Below are 26,263 nucleotides of genomic sequence, written 5' to 3' on the forward strand. Positions count from 1 at the left end.
GTCCATGGACCTTCGCTTTACGGCCCCCACGCCGCTCGAATATTTCGCCGCGCTCGTCCAGAGCGACGACGAATTCCCCCTGCTGGAGGCCACGGTCAGCGTGGCGCAGGACGAGTACCCCGACCTCGACATCCAGCAGGTGCTGGGCGACGTGGACCAGCTGCTGGCCCGCCTGCGCCGCCGCCTGCCGGCCGATGCGCCCGCCCTGCAGCGGCTGCGGGTGCTCAACCAGTTCTTCTTCCACGACCTAGCCTTCGGCGGCAACGTCAACGATTTCTACGATCCCGACAACAGCTATCTGAACGCGGTCCTGCGCACCCGCCGCGGCATCCCCATCTCGCTCGCGGTGCTGTGGATGGAGCTGGCCCAGGGCCTGTCGCTGCACGCCCGGGGCATCAGCTTTCCCGGGCACTTCATGGTCAAGATCAACCTGCCGAAGGGGCAGGTGGTGCTCGACCCGTTCAACGGCCATTCGCTCTCGCGCGAAGAGCTGTCGGAGCGGCTGGAGCCCTACAAGCGACGCAGCGGGTTGGTGGAGGATTTCGACGTGCCGCTCGGCCTGTTCCTGCAGGCCGCCACGCCCCGCGAGATCCTGGCCAGGATGCTGCGCAACCTGAAGGAGATCCACCGTTCACAGCAGGACTGGGCGCGGCTGGTGGCGGTGCAGAACCGGCTGGTCGCCCTGCTGCCCAAGGCCTGGGCCGAGCAGCGCGACCGCGGTCTGGCCCTGGCCGAGCAGGGCCGTGGCGCCGAGGCGGTGGTGGACCTGGAGGCTTACCTGGCCCACGCCGAGGACGCGCTCGACATCGACCTGGTCGAGGAGCGGGTGCTGCAACTGCGCCGGGCCCTCAACTGAGGTTTCAGATAAAAAGTGGCCGTAGCCGGTGTGCGGTGCCGGCATTTAGCTATTGCTTTAATAGCAATTTGACGCCGCCTCAGCGCTACACCAGCCGCGCCACTTCCAGCTCTTTCTTCAGGTACGCGTAGAAAAGCGGCGCCGCCACCAGGCCCGCGGGCCCGAAGACCGCTTCGGCCAGGAACATCACCGCCAGCAGTTCCCATACCGCCATGTGGGTGCGCTGCCCGACGACCTTGGCATTGATCAGGTACTCGGCCTTGTGGATCAGGATCAGGAAGCCGAGGCAGGCCGCCGCGGTGGCCGGCGACACCGACAGGCCGACGACGGTGATCACCGCGTTGCAGAGCAGGTTGCCCACGATCGGCACCAGCCCGGCCAGGAAGGTGAGGGTGATCAGCGCCGGCGCATAGGGCAGCTCCATGTTCCAGAGCGGCAGGATGCCCAGCAGGAAGACGGCGGTCAGCACCATGTTGAAGGCCGCGATCCAGAACTGCGCCGCCACGATCTGGCCGAAGGCCTCGCCGAAGAGGGTGATGCGCCGGTGCAGTTGCGCCGACAGCGGCCCGCGCGCGGTGGGCGACCGGGCGCAGCCCGCCAGCGCGCCGACGATCAGGCCCACGTAGGCGAAGAGCAGCGCATGCAGCCAGGCCCGCCCGGTGATCGCCAGCGAGCCGGCCTGCGCGCGCAGGTAGTGCGCCACCACCCGCTGCAGGTCGTCGGCACCGTCGGGCAGGTGCTGGCCGATCTCGGGCGGCAGCTTCTCGCGGAACTCCAGCACGGTGCGGGCGGTGTGGTCGAGCAGCTCGCGGTACTGCTCGGGCGCATGCAGGATGAAGGTGCGCGACTGCGACAGCGCCGCCGACAGCATCAGGATCGGCGCCGCGATGACCAGCGCCGCCGCGGCGATCTGCGCGCCCGGCGACACGGTGCGGCCGCTGCAGCCGGCCGCGGGCGGCACGGCCCGCTTGCGGGAGCGCCACAGCCGGCAGAACCCGCGGGCGATCCAGCGCGTCGCCAGGAAGCCGACGCAGACGCACAGCAGGCCCGCCAGCAGGCCCTGCACCATCACCAGCAGCAGCATCGCTGCGATCAGCACGTAGCTGGCCACCGTGACGCCGGTGCGTGCCGGAAGCGGATCGGCGCCGGATGCGGGCGGAAGAGGTCTCATGCGTGCGCGACAGTCAGGAAGAGGGTCGGAACTCCGGGCGGCGGCGCCGTCGCCCGGCGGGGCACGCGGTGGAATCCACCGCGCGTCGCAGCAGTATGCGGCGTCAGACCACGACGACGGCGGCGCCATCGGCGCGCGGGGCGATGGTTCCGATGCGGTGCACCTGCTCGCCGGCGGCCTGCAGCGTGGCGGCGGTCGCCTCGGCATGCTCGGCGGCCACGACCACCACCATGCCGATGCCGTTGTTGAAGGTGCGGTTCATCTCGATGTCGTCGATGCCGGCCACCTTCTGCAGCCAGGCGAACAGCTCGGTCTGCGGCCAACTGCCCTTCTGCAGGTGGGCGGCGGTGCCCTCTGGCAGCACCCGCGGGATGTTCTCCAGCAGGCCGCCGCCGGTGATGTGGGCCAGCGCCTTGATCGGGTGGACGGCCAGCGCCTCGAGCACCGGCTTCACGTAGAGGCGGGTGGGCGCCATGATCGCTTCGCGGAACGGCCGGCCGTCGAGCGTGGCGGGCAGGTCGGCTGCCGCCCGCTCGATCACCTTGCGCACCAGGCTGAAGCCGTTGGAATGCACGCCGGCCGAGGCCAGGCCCAGCACCACGTCGCCCGCGGCCACGCTCTGGCCGGTGAGGATCTTGGATTTCTCGACCGCGCCGACGGCGAAGCCCGCCAGGTCGTACTCGCCGTCGGGGTACATGCCGGGCATCTCGGCCGTCTCGCCGCCGATGAGGGCGCATCCGCTCAGTTCGCAGCCCCGGGCGATGCCGCCGACGACCGCCGCGGCCGTGTCCACGTCGAGCTTGCCGCAGGCGAAGTAGTCGAGGAAGAACAGCGGCTCGGCGCCCTGCACCAGCACGTCGTTGACGCTCATGGCCACGAGATCGATGCCGACGGTGTCGTGCATCTGCCATTCGAAGGCCAGGCGCAGCTTGGTGCCGACGCCATCGGTGCCGGAGACCAGCACCGGCTCCTTGTAGCGCTTGGGCACCTCGAACAGCGCGCCGAAGCCGCCGATGCCGGCCAGCACGCCCTCGCGCATCGTCTTCTTGGCCAGCGGCTTGATGCGCTCCACCAGTGCGTCGCCGGCGTCGATGTCGACCCCCGCGTCCTTGTACGACAGGGGGGAGGTGGAGGGCGCGAAAGAACTCATGGCGTGTGGTCGAGGATGGAGGGGAAGACAGGCGCCGGTGAGGGCAGGGCGGGTGCGCCGGGCACGGGAGCGCCGGGCGACTAGAATTTGTGGCTGATTTTAAGGGCTCGCTTCCCGCCGTTCCTTTGCCCCTCGTCCATGCCGCAGCTCTTTCACCGTTTGCCCTTCCACAGCCCGCGCCCCGGCGCGCCGCGCTGAGGCACGCCCGCATGCAGCAGATCGCGCTCGACATCGGCCTGGCCGCCGGCCCCACGCTCGCGAACTTCTGGCCCGGCCCCAACGCGGCGGCGCTGGAGCACCTGCAGCTCTGGACGGGTGCCGGCGAAGCGAACCGGGCGCCGGTGCCCGCCTATCTCTGGGGCGACGCCGCCAGCGGCAAGACCCACCTGCTGCAGGCCGCCCGCCAGGCGCTGCGCGACCAGGGCGCGACGGTCGGCTGGCTCGACGCCGCGTCGGGCGGGGCCGAGTACGACGAGGACTGGACGGCGGTGCTGCTCGACGACGTCCACCTCTACGACGCGGCCCAGCAGCACACCGCCTTCAACTGGTTCGTCAACGCCCTCACGCCGAAGGACGGCCGCGCTCGCTGGGTGCTGGCCGCCGGCGCCCTGCCGCCGGCCGACCTGCGGCTGCGGGAAGACCTGCGCACCCGGCTCGGATGGGGCCACGTGTTCCAGCTGCATCCGCTGGGAGAGACCGAGCGCCGCGCGGTGCTGCGCCAGGCGGCCGACGCCCGCGGCGTGGTGCTGGGCGACGACGTGGTCGATTTCATGCTCAGCCGCTTCAGCCGCGACCTGGGCAGCCTGATGCAGCTGCTCGACAGCCTCGACGGCTATGCCCTGCGCACCCAGCGCGCCGTCACCATCCCGCTGCTCAAGGCGATGCTCGCGTCCGAATGAACGCGGCCGCTTCGCTTCCTTGTCCTCTCCTGCCGCCTTCCTAGCCATGGCCGAAGCCGCTTCCCCCTCTCCCTCGTCGCGCCCCCGGCTGGCGCTGTTCGACCTCGACCACACGCTGCTGCCGATCGATTCCGACTACGCCTGGGGCGCGTTCACCACCACCCTCGGCTGGACCGATCCGGTGGCCTTCGCCCGCCGCAACGCGGAATTCTTCGCCCAATACCGCGCCGGCACGCTCGACATCCACGACTACGTGCGCTTCGCGACCGATGCGGTGCGGCTGCAGGGCCCCGAGGCGGCCGATGCCGCCCACCGCCGCTTCATGGCCGAGGTGATCGGCCCGGTGCTGCTGCCTGCGGCCCGTGCGCTGGTCGAGGCGCACCGCGCCGCCGGCGACGAGATCGTGATCGTCACCGCCACCAACGCCTTCGTCACCCGGCCGATCGCCCAGGCGCTCGGCGTGCGCGAGCTGATCGCGGTCGACCTGGCCCGCGGCGCCGACGGCTGGATCACCGGCGCGATCGAGGGCGTGCCCTCCGCCCGCGAGGGCAAGGTGCTGCGGATGGAGGCCTGGCTCGACGCGCGCGGCTGGCGCTGGGCCGACGTGGAGACCACCTTCTACAGCGATTCCCTCAACGACCTGGCCCTGCTCGAGAAGGTCGACCATCCGGTCGCCACCAACCCCGACCCGCGCCTGCGCGCCCTGGCCGCCGAGCGCGGCTGGCGCATCCTGGACCTCTTTGCGCCCGTGGGCGCCACCGAAGAAGAAAAATGATCAAACAGTTCATCGACAAGCTGCTGGGCAAGAAGGCCCCGGCCTCCGCGGGCGCCAAGGCCCCGAAGCGGCCCAGCTTCGGCAAGCGCGAGGAGGTGCCCGCCAGCGTGCACAACATCGACCCCGACCTGGTCGACCGCCGGGCGGTCGAGGTGGTGCGCACCCTGAAGCAGGCCGGCTTCGAGGCCTACGTGGTGGGCGGCGCGGTGCGCGACCTGCTGGTCGGCCTGCGGCCCAAGGACTTCGACGTGGCGACCAACGCCACGCCCGAGCAGGTCAAGGGCCTGTTCCGGCGCGCCTTCATCATCGGCCGGCGCTTCCGCATCGTGCACGTGGTCTACGGCCGGGGCCGGGAGCACGAGGTGATCGAGGTCTCGACCTTCCGCGCCTACATGGACAACGCCGCCGCCGAACAGGTGGCCGGCAACGAGAAGACCAGCAAGAGCGAACTGGCCGGCATGACCCATGCGGTCGATTCCACCGGCCGGGTGCTGCGCGACAACGTCTGGGGCCCGCAGAACGAGGACGCCACCCGCCGCGACTTCACCGTCAACGCGATGTACTACGACCCCGAGACGCAGACCGTGGTCGACTACCACGGCGGCTTCAAGGACGCCAAGAAACGCACCCTGCGGATGATCGGCGACGCCGCCACCCGCTACCGCGAAGACCCGGTGCGCATCATCCGCGCGGTGCGCTTCGCCGCCAAGCTGAGCGGCCTGGGCTTCACGCTGGATGCCAAGACCGGTGCCCCCCTGGTCGCCTCCCAAGCCCTGCTGGCCGACGTGCCGCAGAGCCGCATGTTCGACGAGATGCTCAAGCTGCTGCAGACCGGCCATGCGATCGCCAGCGTCGAGCAACTGCGCAAGCTCGGCATGGCCCGCGGCATCTACCCGCTGCTCGACGTGGTGGTGGAGCGCGCCGACCAGCCCTTCGTGAAGGCCGCCCTGCTCGATACCGATCGCCGCGTCGGCGAGGGCAAGCCGGTGGCGCCCAGCTTCCTGCTGGCCACCGTACTGTGGGACGACGTGCGCACCGGCTGGAACCGCCGGGTGGAGCAGCAGCGCCAGCCGGTGTTCCCGGCGCTGCAGGAGGCGATCGACGAGGTGTTCGACAAGCGCATCGGCGACGTGTCGGGCCGCGGCAAGCTGGCCGCCGACATGCGCGAGATCTGGGTCATGCAGCCGCGTTTCGAGAAGCGCACCGGCAGCACCCCCTACGGCCTGGCCGAGCAGCCGCGTTTTCGCGCCGGCTTCGATTTCATGCGGCTGCGCGCCGACATCGGCGAGGTCGACGAGGCGCTGGCGGAATGGTGGCAGGAGTTCAGCACCGCAGACGATCTGCGCCGCCAGGATTTGGTCGACCAGGTCCGCGAGGAGCAGAAGGTCCGGACCCGCAAGCCCGCCGCAGGCGAGGGCGCCGCAGCCGCACCGCACCCGCCCCGCGTGCGCAACCGCGCGCCCGAGCGCGACGGCGCCGAGCCGCTGCAGGACCCGTCCCGCACCGCGACGGGTCCGGCCGATGCGGCGCAGCAAGACACTGATGGCCGAACAGCGCCCGCCGCAGGGGAAGAGGGCGATGCCACCGGCGCGCCCCGCAAGCGCCGCCGTCGCCGCAAGCCCTCCGGCGGCAGTGCCGGCCCGCGCGACGGCGGCACCGGCAGCGACGGGGTGTGACCGCGCCGGCGCCGCCTGCGGGCGTGGGCGACGAGGCGCCCGTCGTGGTGGCCTATGTCGCCCTGGGTGCCAACCTGGGCGATGCGCTCGCCGCGGTGGGCGCCGCGTTCGACGCGATCGCCGCCCTGCCGGGAACCGACGTGTCGAAGCGGTCGGCCCTTTACCGCACCGCGCCGGTCGATTCCTCGGGGCCCGACTACGTCAACGCGGTGGCCGAAGTGCACACCGCCCTTCCGGCACTGGACCTGCTGCGCCAGCTCCAGGCCATCGAGGCCGGTGCCGGCCGTACCCGGCCCTGGCCCAACGCACCCCGTACCCTGGACCTGGACCTGCTGCTGTACGGGACCGCGCAGATCGCGCTGCCCGAGCTGCAGGTGCCGCATCCGCGCATGGGCGATCGGGCCTTCGTGCTGGTACCGCTGGCCGAGATCGCACCGTCCCTGGTGCCGGCGCAAGCCCTCGCCGCCGTGGCGGGGCAGGCCATCGAGAAGCTGCCGCAGCGACCTTTCTAGATAAAAAAGGGCTGTAGCCGGCGTGCTGCAACGACTTGATGCTATTGAAAGCATAGCGTTGTGGCGAATGCGTCGGTCGACTCGCGTCACATGGCAGCCGTCTGCATCGGGTGGGAACGGGGTGCCGGCCGGTTGTCGGCATGCGCCTACAAACCGAGAAACCGCCGTCCGGCGCAGAGGTGGTGCAGTGCAGCAGACACTCATCGACGGCACTTCAGCCGCTTCTCCGGACAAGGTTTTCTATGCAATTGCCAGACGCTGCGCTTCCTGTCTCCACCGGGCCAGAGGAGTGGGGCGCGTCTGTGCAAACCGCTGTGGCGGCCCCGCTGCCGATCCGCGCGGCTTCCCACCACCAGGCGTTCACCACGCTCGGCGCCCACCCGGATACGCAGAACGGCCAGCGCGGTGTCCGCTTCGGCGTCTGGGCGCCCAATGCCCGCGCCGTCGGGGTCATCGGCGACTTCAACGGCTGGGAGCCCCAGCCGCTCGCCCCTAGTGACGACGGCAGCGGCCAGTGGCACGGCTTCATCCCCGGCGTGGACATTGGCCAGCGCTACAAATTCCGGATCCAGCCGCCCGAAGGCAATGCCTTCGACAAGGCCGACCCGCATGCCTTCCAGACCGAGTGCCCGCCGCTCACCGCCTCGCGCGTCGCCACGCTCGATTACGCCTGGGGCGATGCGGAGTGGATGGCCGGCCGCGCCTCCCGCCAGGCGCTGGACCAGCCGATGGCGGTCTACGAGGTTCACCTGGGCTCCTGGCAGCGCGACGACGACGGCAACTATCTCAACTACCGCGAAATCGCACGCCGCCTGGCGGCCCACTGCACCGCGCTCGGATTCACCCACGTCGAGCTGATGCCGGTGGCCGAGCACCCGTTCTACGGCTCCTGGGGCTACCAGGTCACCGGCTACTACGCGCCCAGTGCCCGCTACGGCACGCCGCAGGACCTGATGGCGCTGGTCGACACGCTGCACCAGCACGGCATCGGCGTGCTGCTCGACTGGGTCCCGTCGCACTTCCCGTCGGATGCGCACAGCCTGGGCGCTTTCGACGGCACCCACCTCTACGAGCATGCCGATCCGCGCCTGGGCTTCCACCCGCAGTGGAACAGCCTGATCTTCAACTACGGCCGCTACGAGGTGCGCGACTTCCTGATCGGCAATGCGCTCTTCTGGCTGCACTACTACCACTTCGACGGGCTGCGGGTCGATGCGGTGGCGTCGATGCTCTACCTGGATTTTTCCAGGGAAGAGGGCCAGTGGCTGCCCAACGAGCATGGCGGCAACGAGAACCTGGCCGCGGTCAAGTTCCTGCAGGAACTCAACACCGCCGTGTACGCGGCCTTCCCCGACGTGCACATGATCGCGGAGGAGTCCTCCAGCTGGGGCGGCGTGTCGCGTCCGGTGGACCACGGGGGGCTGGGCTTCGGTATGAAATGGAACATGGGGTGGATGAACGACACCCTGCGCTTCATCGAGCGGCCGCATTTCTACCGCGAGTACCACCAGGACGAACTGCGCTTCTCGTTCTGGTACGCCTTCGACGAGAACTTCATGCTGCCGCTGTCGCATGACGAGGTCGTCTACGGCAAGGGCAGCCTGTGGGAGCGCCAGCCGGGCGACGACTGGCAGCGGGCGGCAGGCCTGCGGCTGCTGTACGGCTTCATGTGGGGCCATCCCGGAAAGAAGCTGCTGTTCATGGGCGGCGAATTCGGCCAGGAAGCCGAGTGGACCCACGAGGGCACGCTCGACTGGTACCTGTGGGGGCGGCCGCTGCATGCGGGCATCGGCCGCTGGGTGGCCGACCTCAACCGCGTCTACCGCGAAACGCCCGCGCTGCACCGCCGCGATTTCGCGGCCGAGGGTTTCTCGTGGGCCCATGCCGAACACGGCCTGCCGACGGTGATGAACTTCTTCCGCCATGCGGGCGACGGCCAGGGCGACGTGTTGGTGCTCTGCAACTTCACCGCATCGCCGGTGCAGGCCCTGCGCATCGGCGTGCCGCGCGGCGGCCACTGGACCGAATTGCTCAACAGCGATGCCTCCATCTACGGCGGCAGCGGCATGGGCAACCTCGGCGGCCGCGATGCCGACCCGATCGCCTGCGGCGGCCATGGCCACAGCCTGCTGGTGACACTGCCGCCGCTGGCGGTGGTGATGCTCTCCGACGGCGGCCCCACGCATTCCGCGGCGCGGCTTGCGGGCAGCGCGAATCCATCCATCTCCAACTGAGGAGCCGACCATGCACAGTACCAAGAACGTCCTGGCCTTCGTGATGGCGGGGGGCGAAGGCTCCCGGCTGCATCCCCTCACGACCGACCGCTGCAAGCCGGCAGTGCCGTTCAACGGCAAGCACCGGGTGGTCGACTTCGTGCTTTCGAATCTGATCAACTCCGACATCTTCTCGATCTACCTGTTGGTGCAGTACAAATCGCAGTCGCTGATCGAGCATGTGCGCACCGCGTGGACGATGCCGCGTTTCGGTCCCGACCATTTCGTGACGGTGGTGCCGCCGCAGATGCGCAACGGGCCCGAGTGGTTCCAGGGCACGGCCGATGCCGTGTACCAGAACCTGCACCTGATCGAGAGCTTCAGGCCCGACATCGTGGCCGTCTTCGGTGCCGACCACATCTACCGCATGGACGTGCGCCAGATGATCGAATTCCATCAGCAGTCGGGTGCCGACGTGAGCGTCGCGACGCTGCCGGTGCGGCTCGAGCAGTGCGACCAGTTCGGCGTGGTGGAGGTCGATGCGCAGCACCGCATCACCGACTTCAAGGAAAAGCCCAAGACGACCGCACCGATGCCGGGCAGCAGTACCCATGCGCTGGCATCGATGGGCAACTACATCTTCAACGCCGATGTGCTGATCGAGGCGCTCAAGCGGGCGCATGCCACCGGCGAGAGCGACTTCGGCAAGCACATCCTGCCGAAGATGGTGGAGAGCCACCGCCTCTTCGCCTACGACTTCGACACCAACGTCATTCCCGGCACCGCGCCCTACGAAGAGCACGGCTACTGGCGGGACGTCGGCACCATCGACGCCTACTTCGACGCCCACTTCGACACGCTGGGCGTCACGCCCAAGTTCCGGATGACCAACCGACAGTGGCCGATCTATGCGAGCCACGATCCGTCGGAGTCCGCGCAGATCGAGAACGGCGCGATCAACCGCTCGGTCGTCGGCTCCGGCTGCATCGTCGACGGTGCGGTACTCGACCACGCGATGCTGCGGCGTGCAGTGACGGTGCAGCGCGATGCGCATCTGGAGCATTGCATCGTGATGGAGCGATCGGTCATCGGACAGGGCGTGCACATCCGGCGGGCCATCGTCGACACCGACAACGAAATTCCCGCCGGCGAGCGCATCGGCTTCGACCTGGAGGCCGACCGCAAGCGGTTCCACGTCACCGAGAGCGGTATCGTCGTGGTGCCGAGCGGCTACTTCTCGGCCACGACCCGGCGACAGGAGCGGCGTGGGTCGCAGCCCGCGCTGCCGGCGCACATCAGGCCCTTGGAAGACGCTCCGGCGCCGACGAACGCATCCCTTTCCATTCCCTCTCTCAATTCGATCAGGGCCACGGCATGAACGCTACTTCAGACAACGCAAAGGTACAGGCAATGGCAGGTGAGAACGCAACGGTGGCCGGGCAGGGTTACGAACGGGTGGAGCGCGGCTCCCCCCAGCGGCTGGGCGCCCACTGGGACGGCAAGGGGACCAACTTCGCGATCCATTCGGTGCCCGCCGAGCGCATCGAGCTGTGCCTGTACGCGGAGGACGGCAGCACCGAGATCGCCCGGGTGGACATGCCCGACCGTACCGGCGACGTGTGGCACGGCTACCTGCGCGGCTGCGCCCCGGGTACCCGCTACGGCTTTCGGGTGCACGGCCCGTACCAGCCGGATGAAGGCCTGCGTTTCAATGCGCACAAGCTCCTGCTCGACCCCTACGCCCTGGCACTCGACCGGCCGCTGCGCGGCGCGGCCGACCAGTACGGCTACATCCCAGGCACCGAAGTGGAAGACTTCGCCTTCGACGAGACCGACAACGGTGCCAATGCCGTCAAGTGCGTCGTGGTGGACACGGCCTTCGACTGGGGCGACGACACGCCGCCCGCCGTGCCGTGGAACAAGACCGTGTTCTACGAAGTGCACGTCAAAGGCTTCACCTGCCAGCACCCCGACGTGCCCGAGGACATCCGCGGCAGCTATGCCGCCATGGGGTCCGATGCCGCGATCGCGCACCTGAAGCAGATCGGGGTCAATTCGGTGGAACTGCTGCCGGTGCAGGCCTTCATCGACGACGAGCGCTTGGTCAACGACGGCCTGGTCAACTACTGGGGCTACAACACGCTGGGCTTCTTCGCGCCGGAGCCGCGCTACGGCTCGGGCGGCAGTGCCGCTGTGAACGAGTTCAAGTCCATGGTCAAGGCACTGCACGCGGCCGGCATCGAGGTGATCCTCGACGTGGTCTACAACCACACCGGCGAAGGCAACCACCTGGGCCCGACGCTCAGCTTCAAAGGCATCGACCATGCGGGCTATTACCGCCTGAGCCCGGAAGACAAGCGCTTCTGCGTCGACTACACCGGCACTGGCAATACCCTCGACAGCTCCAGTCCGCTGGTGTTGCGCCTGGTGATGGACAGCCTGCGCTACTGGGTGGAGGAGATGCATGTCGACGGCTTCCGCTTCGACCTGGCCTCCACCCTGGGCCGCGGGGTCAACGACTTCGACCAGCGGTCCGCCTTCTTTTCGGTCATCCAGCAGGACCCGGTGCTGGCCAAGGTGAAGCTGATCGCCGAGCCCTGGGACGTGGGCCCGACCGGGTACCAGGTGGGCGGCTTCCCGGCGCCGTGGGCCGAGTGGAACGGCAAGTACCGCGACGCGATCCGCGATTTCTGGCGCGGCGAAGACGGCACGCTGCCCGAATTTGCGGCCCGGCTGTGCGGCTCGGCCGACCTGTTCGGCGGCTCGCGCCGGGGTCCGCTGGCCAGCGTCAACATCGTCACGGTGCACGACGGCTTCACCCTGCAGGACCTGGTCAGCTACAACGAAAAGCACAACGAGGCGAACGGCGAAGACAACCGCGACGGCGAAAGCCACAACCGCAGCTGGAACTGCGGCGTCGAAGGCCCGACCGACGACGAGGCGATCACGGCCCTGCGCGAACGCCAGAAGCGCAACATGGCCACGACGCTGTTCATGTCGCAGGGCGTGCCGTTGCTGCTGGGCGGCGACGAGATGGGCCGCACCCAGGGCGGGAGCAACAACGGCTACTGCCAGGACAGCGAGATCAGCTGGTACGACTGGTCGGCCGAACGGCGCGAGGATCCCCTGGTGCAGTACGTGCGCCGGCTTTCGGCCTTCCGCAAGAGCCATGCGGTGCTGCAGCGCACCCGCTTCTTCGGCGGCAATGCCGACGAGGCCGGCCGCAAGGACATCGGCTGGTTCAGCGTGTGGGGCCTGGAGATGACGCAGGAGGAGTGGACCAGCCCGGGCGTGCGCTGCGTGGCCGCGTTGCTCGACGGTGCCCGCACCGCGGAGGTGGGCGAGGACGGTAACGAGGTGACCGGCGACTCGGTGCTGATGCTCATCAATGCATCCCCCGACGACACGGTCTTCACCATTCCGGAATATGCGGGCGCGCCCGCCGGCTGGACACCGCGGATCGACACCGCGACCCTCGACGGGCAACCTGTCGTCGAAGGCGACGTGGCGGATATCACCCCCTGGCACGCGGGCGAACAGCACAGCCTGCCTGCGCATTCGATGGTGGTCCTGACCCAGCCTGTGCACCCATGACGGAGGCGGTGCAAGCCCACGCCCCGGCCGGCACTCCGGGCCGCCATGCCCACCCGATGCCTTTCGGCGCGACCCTGCTGGCGGAAGGTGGCGTGCGTTTTCGGCTTTGGGCGCCGGCACTCGAGAAAGCAGACCTGTTGCTGCACGGGGCTGGAGAGGGCGGCACGCCGCGCGTCCATGCGGCTACGGCGATGCAACAAGGCTGGTTCGAATGCACCGTGCCCGACGCGGCCGCCGGCTCCCTCTACCAATGGCGGGTGGCGGACGGCCTCGTGGTGCCCGATCCGGCGTCCCGGTTCAATCCGCAGGGTGTCCATGGACCAAGCTGCGTGGTCGATCCCTGCGGTTTCGCGTGGGACGGCGACTGGAGGGGCCGCCCGTGGGCCGAGGCGGTGGTCTACGAGATGCATGTCGGCACCTTCACGCCCGAAGGAACCTACGCGTCCGCCGAATCGAGGCTGGAAGGGTTGGCCCGCACCGGCATCACCGCGGTAGAGCTCATGCCGCTGTCGGACTTCCCGGGCGAATTCGGCTGGGGCTACGACGGCGTGCTGCCGTTCGCGCCACATGCGCCCTACGGCGACCCGGAAGCGCTCAAGCATTTCATCCAGGCCGCGCACCGCCATGGTCTGATGGTGTTCCTGGACGTGGTCTACAACCACTTCGGTCCGGACGGCAATTACCTGGGGGCCTATGCGCCGCAGTTCTTCTCGGAGGTGCACAAGAACCCCTGGGGCAACTCGCTCAACTTCGACCGGGACGGCAGCGACACCGTCCGCGACTTCTTCGTACAGAACGCGCTGTACTGGCTGCAGGAGTACCGTTTCGACGGCCTGCGGCTGGACGCGATCCATGCGATCGTCGACGACAGCGCGCTTGACGTGATCGACGAATTGGCGCAGCGGGTGCGCAACGGCATCCCCGACCGGCATGTGCACCTGGTGCTGGAAAACGAGGACAACGGCCACCACCGCCTGCCCAGCGCAGGCCGCTACGACGCCCAGTGGAACGACGATTTCCACCATGTGATGCATGTGGTGCTGACCGGCGAGGACGCCGGCTACTACCAGGACTACGGCGACCGGCCGGTGGCCATGCTGGCCCGCTCCCTGGTGAACGGCTTCCTGTGGGAGGGTGCCGAGCGCAGCCCCCAGGGCGCGCGGCAGGAGCTCCAGCAGGCACCGGCGCAACCGCTGGGGGCGATGGTCAACTTCCTGAACAACCACGACCAGAGCGGCAACCGTGCCTTTGGCGAACGGATGGTCGAGATGGTGCCGCCCGGGTCCGTGCCGGTAGCGACCGCGCTCGCCCTGCTGACGCCTGCCACGCCGATGCTCTTCGCCGGCGAGGAGTTCGGCGCCCGTACGCCGTTCCTGTACTTCGCCGACTGGAAGGGCGATCTGCGGGACGCGGTGACCGAGGGGCGCCTGCGCGATTTCGGCCATTTCGCCCAGCGCGCCAACGGCGAGACCGGCGAACCGCCCGCACCGTGCGAGCGCAGCACCTTCGAGGCCAGCCGGCTCGACTGGACCTTCGCCGCTTCGGATAGCGGACAAGCCGTCCGCGGGTTCGTCACCCGCGTTCTGGACGCCCGGCGTACCTGGTTGGTGCCGCGGCAGGCCCGCCTCATGACGGGTTCCCACGAGACCCATATGCTGGGCGAACGCACCTTCGTGCTGCGCTGGCGGTACCTTGGCGGCGAGGCGATCGAGTTGCAGGCGAACATGCAGGACGCACCGTGGGCAGCGAACCAGCCATCGCCATGGTCGCCTCTGGCCGATGCCGAAACCGTGTTCGCGGTCGGTGCGGCCGGGACTGCCGTGTGGGCGCCGTGGTCGGCCCGCTGGACCTGGGGCCGCGAAAACTGATTCCGCCTTCGAGAGGATCGGTGCTCTTCGCCGGTCCGTCATGCCGCAACGCCAGAATTCCGGCACGGCACTTGCTGCCGGTGCAGCGGCAGTTCCCGGCAGCCGGTAGGCTGTCGCAACGACCAGAACAGGACATTTCGTGACCGATATCCTCGCGCCCGGTGCGCCCTCCACCCAAGACGACCGCGAGGGCCTTCTGCGGCTGGCCGCGCAACTCGGCCTGGCCAGCCACTGGAGCGATTTCTACGGCGTGGAGCGGGCGGTGCCCGACGAGACGCTGCGCCTGGCGCTGCAGGCCATGGGCGTGTCGGCCGCGGACGATGCGCAGGTGCAGGTCTCGCTCGCCGCCCATGCCGATTCGCAGATGCAGCAGACGTTGCCGCCGGTGGTCGTGCTGCGGGAAGGGGCTGCCGAGCATGGCATCGGCCTCGACCTGCACACGCCGGACGGCAGCCTCTGGTACTTCACCGTCGAAGGGCGTGCGCGCCAGGAACTGCGCAGCCACCGCGGCGGCAACGGCCGGCAGTACGTGGTGCTGCCGGCAGGCCTGCCCTGCGGCTATCACCGGCTCGACGGCCCAGAAGAAAACGCCGGCTACTGCACGGTGATCGTCACACCGCAGCGCTGCTTCATCCCGCCGGCCCTGCAGTCCGGCGAGCGTTGGTGGGGCCCGTGCGTGCAGTTGTACGCGCTGCGGTCCGCGCGCAATTGGGGCATCGGCGATTTCACCGACCTGCGGGTGCTGGTCGGCGGCATGGCCCAGCAGGGCGCGTCCTTCATCGGGCTCAGCCCGCTGCATGCGCTATTTCCCCATCGGCCGGAGGTGGCGAGCCCGTACAGCCCGTCGAGCCGCAACATGCTCAACCCCATCTACCTGGACGTGGAGGGGGTGCCCGAATTCCACGAGTGCGCGGAGGCCCGGCGCCTGGTGGACACCGAGGATTTCCAGCATCGGCTGCGCGACCTGCGGGCGACCGAACTGGTGGATTACGCCCAGGTCGCGGCCACCAAGATGGGCATCCTGGAGTTGCTCTGGTCGCATTTCTGCCAGCACCACGTCGCGGCGGAAACCGAGCGGGCCCGGCAGTTCCACGAGTTCCTTCGCGCGCGCGGCGAGGCACTGCGCGACCATGCCCTGTTCGAGGCGCTGCAGGCCCATTTCTTCGCGCTCGATCCCGACGTCTGGGGCTGGCCGGTGTGGCCGGAGGACTACCGCGCGCCCGGTGCCCCGGCGGTGGCCGCCTTCGCGCAGGCGCATGCCGAGCGGGTCGATTTCCGCGCCTGGCTGCAGTGGCTGGCCGAGGAGCAACTGCACGCCGCCCACCGCCGGGCGATCGCGCTCGGCATGGGCCTGGGCCTCTACCGCGACCTGGCCGTCGGCGTCAACGAGGGCGGCTCCGAAACCTGGACCCGGCCCGATGCCTACGCGCTCGGCATGCACGTCGGGGCGCCGCCCGATCCGCTCAACGCCCTGGGCCAGAACTGGGGCCTGCCGCCCCTCAATCCGCAAACCCTGATGGCGGGCCGCTACCAGCCCTTCATCGACACGCTGCGCGCCAACATGCGCGATGCCGGCGCCCTGCGGCTCGACCATGTGATGGGGCTGATGCGGCTGTTCTGGATCGCGCCCTCGGGCGGCTCCTACGTCAGCTACCCGCTGGACGACCTGCTCGGCATCCTGGCGCTCGAGAGCGTGCGGCAGCGCTGCATGGTGGTGGGCGAGGACCTCGGCAACGTCGCCCCCCGGATGCGCGAGGCGATGGAAGAGCGCTCGCTGCTGTCCTACCGCCCGCTGTTCTTCGAGCGCACCTTCGACGGCGGCTTCGTGCCGCCGCAGGAGTGGCGGCCCCAGGCGCTGGCGGTCGTCAGCACCCACGACTTGCCCACCCTGAGCGGCTTTTGGAGCGGCGACGACATCGAGCTGCAGGCCCGTCTGCACCTCTATCCCGACGCGCAGGCGCACGGCCAGCAGGTGCTGAACCGATCGTCCGACCGGGTGCAGCTGCTGCTGGCGCTCGACCGCGAGGGCCTGCTGCCGCCCGGCGTCAACGTGCACCCGACGTCGCTGCCCGAGAGCACGCCGTCCTTCGTCGACGCGGTCTATGCCTTCATCGCACGTACACCGTGCCTGCTGCTCGGCGTGCAGTTGGAGGACATCACCCAGCAGAAGCTGCAGGTCAACGTGCCCGGCACTTCGGAAGACGTGTTCCCCAACTGGCGCCGCAAGCTGTCGGTGGAGGTGGAAGACCTGGGCGTGGACGCGCGGATGGCGTCGGTCGCGGCCGTGCTGCGGGCCCGGCGCAGCGCCTCGTTCCAGCAGCCCGCGGTGGGGGCGGGCGAGCTGCCCGCCCTGGAGACGGCCCGCATCCCGAGCAGCACCTACCGGATGCAGTTCCACGCGGGCCTCACCTTCGACCAGGCGACCGCGGTGGTGCCCTACCTGCATGCGATGGGCATCAGCCATCTCTACGCCTCGCCCTACCTGCGGGCCCGGGCCGGCAGCACCCACGGCTACGACATCGTCGACCACAACGCGCTCAATCCCGAGGTGGGCGACGAGCAGGCCTTCGACCGCATGTGCCGCGCGCTGCGCCGCCACGGCATGCACCAGATGCTCGACATCGTGCCCAACCACATGGGCGTGCTCGAGGCCGACAACGCCTGGTGGCTCGACGTGCTGGAGAACGGTCCCGCGGCCCGCCACGCCGAGACCTTCGACATCGAATGGGAGCCGGCCGCGCCGGAGATGGCCGGCAAGGTGCTGCTGCCGGTGCTGGGCGACCACTACGGCCGGGTGCTGGAAGCGGGCGAGCTGCGCACCGCCTTCGTGGCCGACACGGGCGAGTTCTGGCTGAATTACTACGATCACCGCTTCCCGATCGACCCCTGCGATTACCCGGCCATCCTCTCGGTGTTGCCGATGCCGGTGGCCTTCGACGAGGCCCATCGCGATGCGCACGCGGTGGTCGAATCGTTGCTGCATGCGCTGGCGACGCTGCCGCCGCGCAACGACCTGTCGCCCGGAGGCCGTGCGGCGCGCGACCGGGACCGGCCGCTGCACAAGCGCTCTCTGGCACGGCTGGCCCGCACCCACGCCTGGCTGGAGGCCTGGATCCAGGCCTGCTTGAAGCTGCTGAACGGCACGCCGGGCGAGCCCGCCAGCTTCGACGGGCTCGACGCGCTGATCCGCCGCCAGGCCTACCGCCTGGCATACTGGCGTGTGGCGGGCGACGACATCAACTACCGTCGCTTCTTCGACGTGAACACGCTGGCCGGCGTGCGCCAGGAGCGCGAGGACGTTTTCGACGCCACCCACCGCCGGGTGCTGCGCTGGCTGCAGGACGGCCGCATCGCCGCCCTGCGGATCGACCATCCCGACGGCCTGTCGGACCCGCGCGGGTATTTCGAGCGGCTGCAGGGCCGCTACGCCGCGCAGGCCGATGCGGAGGGCCGCAGCCGCCGCGCGCTGTACCTGGTGGTCGAGAAGATCCTGGATGCCGACGAAGCCCTGCCGCCCGAGTGGCCGGTGCACGGCGGCACCGGCTACCGCTTCTCCAGCCTGGTCAACGGCCTGTTCGTCGACCGCGAGCAGGAGGCCGCGTTCGACGCGCTATACGCCCGCTTCACCGGCGAGTACGAGCGCTTCGACGACATCGTGTTCGAGGCCAAGCTGCACGTGATCTACAACGCGTTGTCGAGCGAACTGGGCTGGCTGACCGAGGCGCTCTACCGCATCGCCCGCAGCGACCGCCGCAGCTGCGACTTCACCCGCAACCGCCTGAGCCAGGCGATGGCGACGGTGGCCGCCTGCTTCCCCGTCTACCGCACCTACATCCGTTCGCAGGACAGCACGGTGCGCCCGGCCGACAAGGCGGTGATCGACCGCGCGGTGCGCGATGCGCGCCGCCGCAGCGCGGGCGCCGAGGTGTCGGTGATCGAGCACCTGCGCGGTGTGCTGCTGGGGGCCTGCGACGTCGCCGACCCGGCGCGCCGGGCGCTCACCATGCGCTTCATCTCACGCTGGCAGCAGTTCACCGCGCCGGTGATGGCCAAGGCGATGGAAGACACCGCCTTCTACCGCTACAACCGCCTCGTGTCCCTCAACGACGTGGGCGGCGATCCACGGCGCTTCGGCACGCCGGTCGACGAGTTCCACAAGGTCAACGGCAGCGACATGGCCTCGCGCCCGCACTGGCTGCTGGGCACGTCCACGCACGACAGCAAGCGGTCGGAAGACCTGCGCACCCGGATCGACGTGCTCTCGGAAATGCCGCAGGAGTGGCAGTCCGCGCTGGAACGGTGGCATGCCGCCGCCGTGCCCTTGCGCGGCCATGTCGACGATGCGCCCGCCCCGACGCCCAACGACGAGTACCTCTTCTGGCAGACGCTGCTCGGCGCCTGGCCGCTGGTGCCGCCCGACGACGCGGCGCGCGAGGACTTGCGTGAACGGCTGCAGGCCTACATGCAGAAGGCGGTGCGGGAGGCCAAGCGCAGCACCAGCTGGCTCGATCCGAACGAGAGCTACGAGACTGCGCTGGCGGCCTTCGTCGACGGCGTGCTCGATCCCGCGCGGAGTGCCGCGCTGCTGGCCGACGTGCAGGCCTTCGTCGACCGCATCGCGCCGTTCGGCTGCTGGAGCAGCCTGTCGCTGGTGGCGCTGAAGCTCACCGCACCGGGGGTGCCCGACATCTACCACGGCTGCGAACAGTGGAACTTCAGCCTGGTCGATCCCGACAACCGCCGCAAGGTCGACTTCGCGGCCCTGGCGGCGTCGCTGGACACGCTGCAGCCGATGTACGCGGGCGGCGCGGTGCCGAGCGCGGCCCAGTGGAACGCGCTGCTGGACGGGTATGTCGACGGTCGCATCAAGCAGCTCGTCACCTGGCGGCTGCTGCAGCTGCGCCAGGCGCACCCCGATGTGTTCGCCTCGGGCGGCTACCTGCCGCTGGCCGCCACCGGCGCGCATGCCCGGCAGTTGGTCGCGTTCCAGCGCGGCAATGGCGAATCGGTGGCCGTGACCGTCGCCGGTCGCTTCCTGCGCAGCATGGATCCGGAAGGCGGTGCCCGGGGATGGACCGCGGCCTGGGGCGACACACGCATCGTGCTGCCCGAATCCGCTGCGGCCGCGCCGACCGGCGGCTGGGTGGACTGGATCACCGGGGCACCTGTCGTTGCGGACGCCGACGGCACCGGGCTTGCCGTTGCGAAGGTGTTGAAGACGCTGCCGCTGGCGGTGCTCGTGCCGGCCCGCTGGATGGAGACCGCATGAACGTCCTCTTCCTGACACCCGAATACGCGCCCTGGGTCAAGACCGGCGGCCTGGGCGACGTGAGCGGTGCGCTGCCGCCCGCGCTGGCCGCGCTGGGGCACGACGTGCGGGTGCTGATCCCCGCGTACCGCGCCTTCGCCGCCTTGCCGTCCGACATGCCGCGCACCCCGGTGGCCGAGATTCCGGCGCGCGACGGCTGGCCCGCCGCACGCATCGACAGCGTGCCCCAGCCCGGCGGCGTGACCCTCCTGTTGCTCGAATGTCCGGAGCTGTACGACCACGAAGGCGGCCCCTACCTCGACGCGAAGGGCCAGGACCACTGGAACAACGCCCGGCGCTTCGGCTTCCTGTCCCGCGTCGGCGCCTGGCTGTCGACAGAGGGCTCGCCCTGGCCCGCGTGGAGGCCCGACATCCTGCACGGCCACGACTGGACCTGCGGGCTGGCGCCTTTCTACCTGCATCTGGCCCGCCGGCAGGGCCTGGCCACCGCCGCCAGCACGATCACCATCCACAACCTGGCCTTCCAGGGGCTGTTCTGGATGCTGGATGCCGACATGCTCGGCATTCCGTACGAATGGCGTCATGTGGACGGGGTGGAGTTCTACGGTCTGGTCTCGATGCTGAAGGCGGGCCTGCTGTTCTGCGACGCGATCACGACGGTCAGCCCCACCTACGCCCGGGAGATCCAGACCGAGGCCTTGGGTGTCGGCCTGCACGGCCTGCTGCGGTCGCGGGCCGACCGTCTGCACGGCATCCTCAACGGCATCGATACCGACGTGTGGGACCCGGAAGGCGACACCCTGCTGCCCAAGCGCTACCGCATCGGCGCGATGGGCGGCAAAGCCGTCTGCAAGGCGGTGCTGCAGCGCGATTGCGGCCTGACCGTATCGCCCGATGCGCTGCTGTTCGGCCTGGTCGGCCGGCTGACCGAGCAGAAGGGCATCGACCTGATCGTCGGCGCCCTGCCGTGGATCCTGGCGCAGGGCGCGCAGCTGGTCGTACTGGGGCAGGGCGATGCCGCGCTGCAGGACGCGCTGCGGGCGGCGGCCGCCGAGCATCCGACGCAGGTGAGCGTGCAGACCGGCTTCGACGAGAGCCGTGCGCACCGGATCGAGGCCGGCGCCGACGTCTTCCTCATGCCGTCGCGCTACGAGCCCTGCGGCCTGAACCAGATGTACAGCCAGCGCTACGGCACGCCGCCGCTGGTGCATGCCACCGGCGGGCTGGCCGACTCGGTCGTCGACCTGTCCGCCGGCAAGCAGGCGGGCACCGGCATCGTGATCCGGGAGCCGACCGTCCTCGCCCTGACCGAGGGCCTGGAGCGGGTTCGCGTCGCCTTTGCCGACAAACTGCTGTGGCAGGCGCTTCGGCGAAACGGTATGCGCCAGGACTTCGGTTGGGAGGCCAGCGCCCGGCGATACGGGGCGCTATACGAAAGCCTGCGGGAAGGCGCGTAGGCGGGACGTGCGCCGCAGTGCCCGGCGCCATCGATTGGCTTGCTATTAATTGGATAGCATGAGGCCGGCGATGTTAGCCGGCTGCAGCCACTTTTCATCCATATTTCTAATATGCGGGGAGAGGATGGTAGTGCCGGTCCGCATCGAGAGTCCCACAGGGCGACTCGCCAGCCGCTGACAAGGTTTCCGGCCGTCGCGGGCTACCTTGCGACATGCATCGCGAATCTTCATTGGCCTCTGCGTCCGGGCCGCTTCCCTGGCTGGCGTCGCTCGATGCCTTTGCGGGGCCGACCGATGCCCGCCCGCTCCGCGACATGGCCCGCGCCTTCGTCTCGGCTGTGCAGGCCGACGGGCCCGGCTCGGAACGTACCTTGCGCCGCTTCCAGTGGCTCGCGGCGGTCACAGGGTGCGATGTCGTGGTCGGCAAGCTGTTCGAGCCCCACTTGGACGCGCTGTCGATCATCGACGAACTCGAAGGCGCGGCCTCCTCGACCCCACTGCTTCCCGGCCTCCCGGCAGATCCGATCTGGGCGGTGTGGGCTGCGGAAGGCCCCGGGCAACTGAATGCGTTGGAGGATGCCGAGGGCGCGTGGCACTTGCGGGGTATCAAGAGCTGGTGCTCGGGGGCTGCACGGGTCGATGCAGCATTGGTCGGCGCCCGCGATGCATCGGGCAACTCCCGGCTCTTCGCCGTCGGCATGAAGTCCGCGGGCGTAGCGATCACCGGCGAAGGCTGGTCCGCGGTTGGGATGGCCCAGACGGACAGCGTGGATGTGAGGTTCGACAGTGCGCCGGCTGTGCCTGTCGGTGGCCCGGGTCGCTACATCGATCGCATCGGCTTCTGGCATGGCGCGGCCGGCATCGCGGCCTGTTGGCACGGCGCCGCGGTGGCGATCGCCCAGCCGTTGCGGCAGCGGGCCGTGAGTGGCCGATCACCGGCCGATCCGTTCGTCCTGGCCGCGCTGGGAGCGGTCGACGCCCGATTGACAGCCTCGGCATCGGCATTGCGCGAGGCAGCCCATGCCATCGATCAGCATCGTTCGGGCGGCGCCGCCTTCGGCCAACGAGAGGCGTTGCGCGTGCGGGCGATCGTCGAGGCTGCGGCCGAGACGGTGATCCACTGCTCGGGTCGCGCACTGGGCGCGGGGCCGCTGTGCCGCGACGCCGCCCATGCGCGGCGTGTCGCCGACCTCACCGTGTTCCTGCGGCAAAGCCATGCCGACAGGGATCTAGCGGCGCTCGGCGCCCGCGTTGCACAAGAAGGAGACGCACCATGGATGCTGTGATCGCGATGCACAAGCCCGTTGCCATGCGGGACTGGGGCGTACGTCCGGACAAGCGTCGACAGCCACCCGTCGCACGACCGGCCCTGCGGGTGACGCCGGCGTCGCTGGTGCCGGTCGGCCCCTACGGTCCCGGCCGCGTCGTGTTGGTCGCACCTCATCCCGACGACGAAATTCTCGCGCTGGGCGCCACCTTGGCCCAGCTCTCTGTGCAGGGCCACGGTATCCACATCTATGCGGTGACGGACGGGGAGGGCAGCCATCCCCGATCCACCGAATGGACGCCGGATCGTCTGCGTGCGGAGCGGCCGCTGGAAACCGAGAGAGCGCTCGCCCAGCTGAACATCCGGGCAACCGTCGAGCGCCTGGGCTTTCCGGACGGTGCGGTGGCCGCACACGAAAAAGATCTGGCCCAGCGGCTGCAGTTGCGCAGCGACGACACCGTGTTCGTCACTTGGCGGCACGACGGCCATGCCGACCATGAGGCCTGCGCTCGCGCCACGCTGGCCGCCGCCCGCAGCTCGGGTGCCAGCTGCATCGAGTTTCCGGTATGGGCGCTGGTTCCGGGCCATGCGGCACACAAAGGATTGCAGGGACGGCGGATGCGGCAGGTGCTCGTCAGCCCTGTTTTTTCCGCAGCGAAACGACGGGCGATTTCGGCCTTCGGGAGCCAGTTGCTGGCCGATGCTGGCACCCCGCCGGTCCTCACGCCGCAGGCACTGTCGGTCTGGCAAGAGCCGACGGAATGGCTGCTGGCATGAACGTACGATCTGCCTCTGTCCTGTGCCGTGTCGTGTTCGGGTCAAAGCGTGTCCCTGGCGCTGACCGCACGGCTATTTCCCGACGCCGGCCGGTAGTTTCGTACGGGACGTCCCCATGAGCAGCTCGGTAGCGGATCGGCCTGTTCCAACATTGGCGACGCCTGCGCTTGCGCATTTCGACGAACTGCACCGGGACAGCGCCGATCCGTGGGGCGTGCGGACACGGTGGTACGAACGTCGCAAGACAGATCTGATCATGGCGGCGCTTCCGCGCGAACGCTACGGCTCGGTCTTCGAGCCCGGTTGTTCGGTCGGAGGAAATTCGCTCCGGCTGGCGGACCGCTGCGATCGCCTAGTGGCCAGCGACGCCAGCCGGTCGGCAGTCGAACGCGCCCGCCATGCGCTGTCGAAGCATTCCCATGTGCGGGTGGAACACTGGCAGCTTCCCTGGCAGTGGCCGGCCCAGCGCAGCGATCTGGTGGTGGTGGCAGAGCTGGCCTACTACCTGGACGAGGATGCGTTCGACCGGTTCCTCGCCTGGATCCCGCAGGCATTGGAAGAGGGCGGACAGCTGCTGATGTGCCATTGGCGGGCCCGCATCGCCGATGCGCACCGGAGTGGCGATGCCGTACATGGTGCCGCCCTTCAGCATCTGCAATTGCTCCGCGTGGGCGGGTGGCAGGATGACGACATGCGCATCGACGTCTGGCAGCGCGGGGGCGATGTATCGGTCGCCGCTGCCGGCGGCGCGCAGGAAGCGATCGCCCAGGAAGGCCTGCCCGCATGATCGGCGTCTGCATTCCCGCGCACGACGAAGCGACCGATATCGGCGCCTGCCTGGCATCGGTCAAAGAGGCGGCACGTCATGTGACGAACGAACCTGTGCGGATCGTCGTAGTGGCAGATGCCTGCAGCGACGACACGGCGGCCATCGCACGGTTTGCCGGGTGCGACGTCCTCTCGCTGGACCTGCGTTGCGTCGGGGCCGCCCGGGCTGCAGGCGCCGAATATTTGCTGGGTCTGGGCGCTCGTTGGATGTGCTGCACCGACGCTGATACCCGCGTTCCGCCCCAGTGGATCACGGTGCAGCTCGCCTGCGGCAGCGACGCCGTGTGCGGCACCATCGGCGTGGACGACTGGCGGGAGCATCCGGCGCACGTCGCGCAGGCTTTCTACTCCCACTACCAGGACCGCGATGGGCACCGGCATGTGCACGGTGCCAACTTCGGTATCTCGGCGACGTCATACCGGCTGGCGGGCGGTTTCCTGTCTCTGGCGGCGCACGAGGATGTGCGGCTGGTCGAAACGCTGGTGTCGCAGCAGGCATCCATCGCCTGGGTGCGCGACCCGCATGTGCTGACCAGCGCCCGGCGGCTGGCGCGGGCACCGGAAGGATTCGCGCATTGGCTGAGCGCTCAGTGGCAAGCAGCGCCTATCGAAGCATTCGGGCACGCGGCAACCGCCGGCTGACGGCGTAGCGCGTATACCGTTCAGTCGACCTTCGCGCCGGTCGCCTTTACGACTTGCTGGTACTTCGCCAGCTCCTGTTTCATGAACTGATCGAACTCCTGCGGACTGCTCGAAACCGGCTCTGCCAGCAGATTGGCGAATCGTGTCTTCGTCTCGGGCGCCTGCAACGCGGCGACGAATGCCTGGTTCAGCCGGGCAATCACTTCGGGCGGTGTGTGCGCCGGTGCCACCAGGCCCCACCAGGTATCGATCGCGAACCCCTTGAGCGTGTCGGCCACGGGTGGAGCGTCGGGCAGCGCGGGGCTGCGCTGTGCGGTGGTCACGGCCAGCGCCTTCAGCTTGCCCGACCGGATGTTGGGCGCCGCCGTCGCCAGATTGTCGAAGTTGAAGTCGACCTGCCCAGACAGCAGAGCCAGCTGCGCCGGGTTGCCACCGTTGTAGGGGATGTGCAGCGCATAGATGCCGGCCTGCTGCTTGAACATCTCACCTGCCAGATGCCCTGCGCTGCCATTGCCGCCGCTGGCGTAGTTGAGTTTGGCCGGATTCTTCTTGGCGTAAGCGATCAGATCGGAAACGCTGGCGATGTGCAGGCGTTGCGCCGTGTCAGCGTTCATCACCAGCACGTTCGGTACCCGCACCATCTGCGTGATCGGTGCGAAATCCTTGGCCGCGTCGTAGGGCATGCGGGTGTAGAGCCACGGGTTGACCGCTTGCGTCGCCGTCGCAGCGATGCCGATCGTCAAGCCGTCGGGAGCGGCCTTGGCGACCGCGTCCGCGCCGATGTTGCCGCCGGCCCCGGGCTTGTTGTCGATGATCACCGTGCCCAGTGTGTTCTTCACCGCTTCGGCCAGTATCCGCGCGGTGACGTCGATAGGACCGCCCGCCGCGTAAGGCACGACCAGCCTTATCGGCCGGCTGCCTGTAGCTTGTGCAAAAACAGGCAGGTGGAAGGCCGCAGTTGCGGCGGCGGTGCAGAGGAGGAGTGAGCGGCGGTTCATGGCGATCTATTGTCCATGAAGCATTCGGCGCTGTGAATGTATCGAATGGCGCTGGCGCCCTGGAGCATAGATACCGTGCATTGCACGGCCCTGGCGCCGCAGTTGTTGGCACGAAGAGACCGGAGTCCACAAATGCATTTGCTACTGCCAATTGTCGAGGCTGCGCGTGCAACGTACAAAGCTCGTGTTTGCTGTGCTATAGTCGAGGGCTTCGCTGCACGGAGGTGGTCTTCAGGGACTGGCTGATGCGCAGCGAGGTGAGTAGCCAAGAATTTGTCTCTTCTTCGAAAGATCTTGAGACGCCCCGGATT

The 26,263-nt window shown here is 69.0% G+C and carries 18 protein-coding genes; 15 read left to right on the forward strand and 3 right to left on the reverse strand.

What is annotated here, in order from left to right:
- The first annotated feature begins 4 nt into the window (after nucleotides 1-4).
- The gene (locus tag ASE76_RS17195; RefSeq protein ID WP_055842340.1) at nucleotides 5-856 is read left to right on the forward strand and encodes a SirB1 family protein; all 852 of its coding nucleotides are present in this window, start codon (nucleotides 5-7) and stop codon (nucleotides 854-856) included.
- 85 nt (nucleotides 857-941) lie between these two features.
- Here the strand turns inward: ASE76_RS17195 and ASE76_RS17200 are convergent, their stop codons facing one another.
- Nucleotides 942-2,027 carry an AI-2E family transporter gene (locus ASE76_RS17200; protein ID WP_055842343.1) on the reverse strand — a complete coding sequence of 362 codons (1,086 nt, stop codon included), beginning with the start codon at nucleotides 2,025-2,027 and terminating at the stop codon, nucleotides 942-944.
- A 103-nt stretch (nucleotides 2,028-2,130) separates the two neighbouring features.
- Nucleotides 2,131-3,177, reverse strand: coding sequence for a phosphoribosylformylglycinamidine cyclo-ligase (purM, locus tag ASE76_RS17205; protein WP_055842346.1), 1,047 nt, complete (start codon nucleotides 3,175-3,177; stop codon nucleotides 2,131-2,133).
- Nucleotides 3,178-3,386: 209 nt separating this feature from the next.
- On the opposite strand from purM, the gene hda reads away from it, so the two are divergent.
- From hda to ASE76_RS17275, 14 genes are all read left to right on the forward strand, one after another.
- On the forward strand, nucleotides 3,387-4,076 hold the full coding sequence (gene hda / locus ASE76_RS17210) for a DnaA regulatory inactivator Hda (RefSeq protein ID WP_055842349.1): 690 nt from the start codon (nucleotides 3,387-3,389) through the stop codon (nucleotides 4,074-4,076).
- A gap of 46 nt (nucleotides 4,077-4,122) precedes the next feature.
- Nucleotides 4,123-4,851, forward strand: coding sequence for an HAD family phosphatase (locus ASE76_RS17215; protein ID WP_055842352.1), 729 nt, complete (start codon nucleotides 4,123-4,125; stop codon nucleotides 4,849-4,851).
- Nucleotides 4,848-6,527, forward strand: a complete 1,680-nt coding sequence (gene pcnB, locus ASE76_RS17220) for a polynucleotide adenylyltransferase PcnB (protein WP_055842355.1) — start codon at nucleotides 4,848-4,850, stop codon at nucleotides 6,525-6,527. Before ASE76_RS17215 ends, pcnB begins: the two co-directional genes overlap by 4 nt.
- Complete coding sequence (gene folK, locus ASE76_RS17225) at nucleotides 6,524-7,039, forward strand: 2-amino-4-hydroxy-6-hydroxymethyldihydropteridine diphosphokinase (RefSeq protein WP_055842356.1); 516 nt, start codon at nucleotides 6,524-6,526, stop codon at nucleotides 7,037-7,039. Before pcnB ends, folK begins: the two co-directional genes overlap by 4 nt.
- Before the next feature lie 242 nt (nucleotides 7,040-7,281).
- On the forward strand, nucleotides 7,282-9,273 hold the full coding sequence (gene glgB, locus ASE76_RS17230) for a 1,4-alpha-glucan branching protein GlgB (RefSeq protein WP_156362849.1): 1,992 nt from the start codon (nucleotides 7,282-7,284) through the stop codon (nucleotides 9,271-9,273).
- A gap of 10 nt (nucleotides 9,274-9,283) precedes the next feature.
- Nucleotides 9,284-10,630 (forward strand): glucose-1-phosphate adenylyltransferase, encoded by a 1,347-nt coding sequence (locus ASE76_RS17235; RefSeq protein ID WP_082448683.1) that lies wholly within the window; start codon nucleotides 9,284-9,286, stop codon nucleotides 10,628-10,630.
- Between the two features lie 32 nt (nucleotides 10,631-10,662).
- On the forward strand, nucleotides 10,663-12,846 hold the full coding sequence (glgX, locus tag ASE76_RS17240; protein ID WP_055842363.1) for a glycogen debranching protein GlgX: 2,184 nt from the start codon (nucleotides 10,663-10,665) through the stop codon (nucleotides 12,844-12,846).
- Between the two features lie 56 nt (nucleotides 12,847-12,902).
- The gene (gene treZ, locus ASE76_RS17245; RefSeq protein ID WP_055842443.1) at nucleotides 12,903-14,714 is read left to right on the forward strand and encodes a malto-oligosyltrehalose trehalohydrolase; all 1,812 of its coding nucleotides are present in this window, start codon (nucleotides 12,903-12,905) and stop codon (nucleotides 14,712-14,714) included.
- A 139-nt stretch (nucleotides 14,715-14,853) separates the two neighbouring features.
- Entirely contained in the window at nucleotides 14,854-19,983 is a 5,130-nt protein-coding gene (locus ASE76_RS17250; RefSeq protein WP_055842366.1) for a malto-oligosyltrehalose synthase, read from the forward strand.
- Nucleotides 19,980-21,440: a glycogen synthase GlgA gene (glgA, locus tag ASE76_RS17255; protein ID WP_055842369.1), complete on the forward strand. Its 1,461-nt coding sequence runs from the start codon at nucleotides 19,980-19,982 to the stop codon at nucleotides 21,438-21,440. Before ASE76_RS17250 ends, glgA begins: the two co-directional genes overlap by 4 nt.
- 212 nt (nucleotides 21,441-21,652) lie before the next feature.
- Nucleotides 21,653-22,726, forward strand: coding sequence for an acyl-CoA dehydrogenase (locus ASE76_RS17260; protein ID WP_201781882.1), 1,074 nt, complete (start codon nucleotides 21,653-21,655; stop codon nucleotides 22,724-22,726).
- Complete coding sequence (locus ASE76_RS17265) at nucleotides 22,714-23,484, forward strand: PIG-L deacetylase family protein (RefSeq protein WP_082448684.1); 771 nt, start codon at nucleotides 22,714-22,716, stop codon at nucleotides 23,482-23,484. Before ASE76_RS17260 ends, ASE76_RS17265 begins: the two co-directional genes overlap by 13 nt.
- 115 nt (nucleotides 23,485-23,599) lie before the next feature.
- Nucleotides 23,600-24,271, forward strand: coding sequence for an SAM-dependent methyltransferase (locus ASE76_RS20190; RefSeq protein ID WP_082448685.1), 672 nt, complete (start codon nucleotides 23,600-23,602; stop codon nucleotides 24,269-24,271).
- On the forward strand, nucleotides 24,268-24,954 hold the full coding sequence (locus tag ASE76_RS17275) for a glycosyltransferase family 2 protein (protein ID WP_055842383.1): 687 nt from the start codon (nucleotides 24,268-24,270) through the stop codon (nucleotides 24,952-24,954). Before ASE76_RS20190 ends, ASE76_RS17275 begins: the two co-directional genes overlap by 4 nt.
- A 20-nt stretch (nucleotides 24,955-24,974) precedes the next feature.
- Here ASE76_RS17275 and ASE76_RS17280 read toward each other — a convergent pair whose 3' ends face one another.
- Nucleotides 24,975-25,952, reverse strand: a complete 978-nt coding sequence (locus tag ASE76_RS17280) for a tripartite tricarboxylate transporter substrate binding protein (protein WP_082448686.1) — start codon at nucleotides 25,950-25,952, stop codon at nucleotides 24,975-24,977.
- Nucleotides 25,953-26,263 lie beyond the last annotated feature (311 nt).

The organism is Xylophilus sp. Leaf220, assembly GCF_001421705.1.
Classification (GTDB): domain Bacteria; phylum Pseudomonadota; class Gammaproteobacteria; order Burkholderiales; family Burkholderiaceae_C; genus Xylophilus.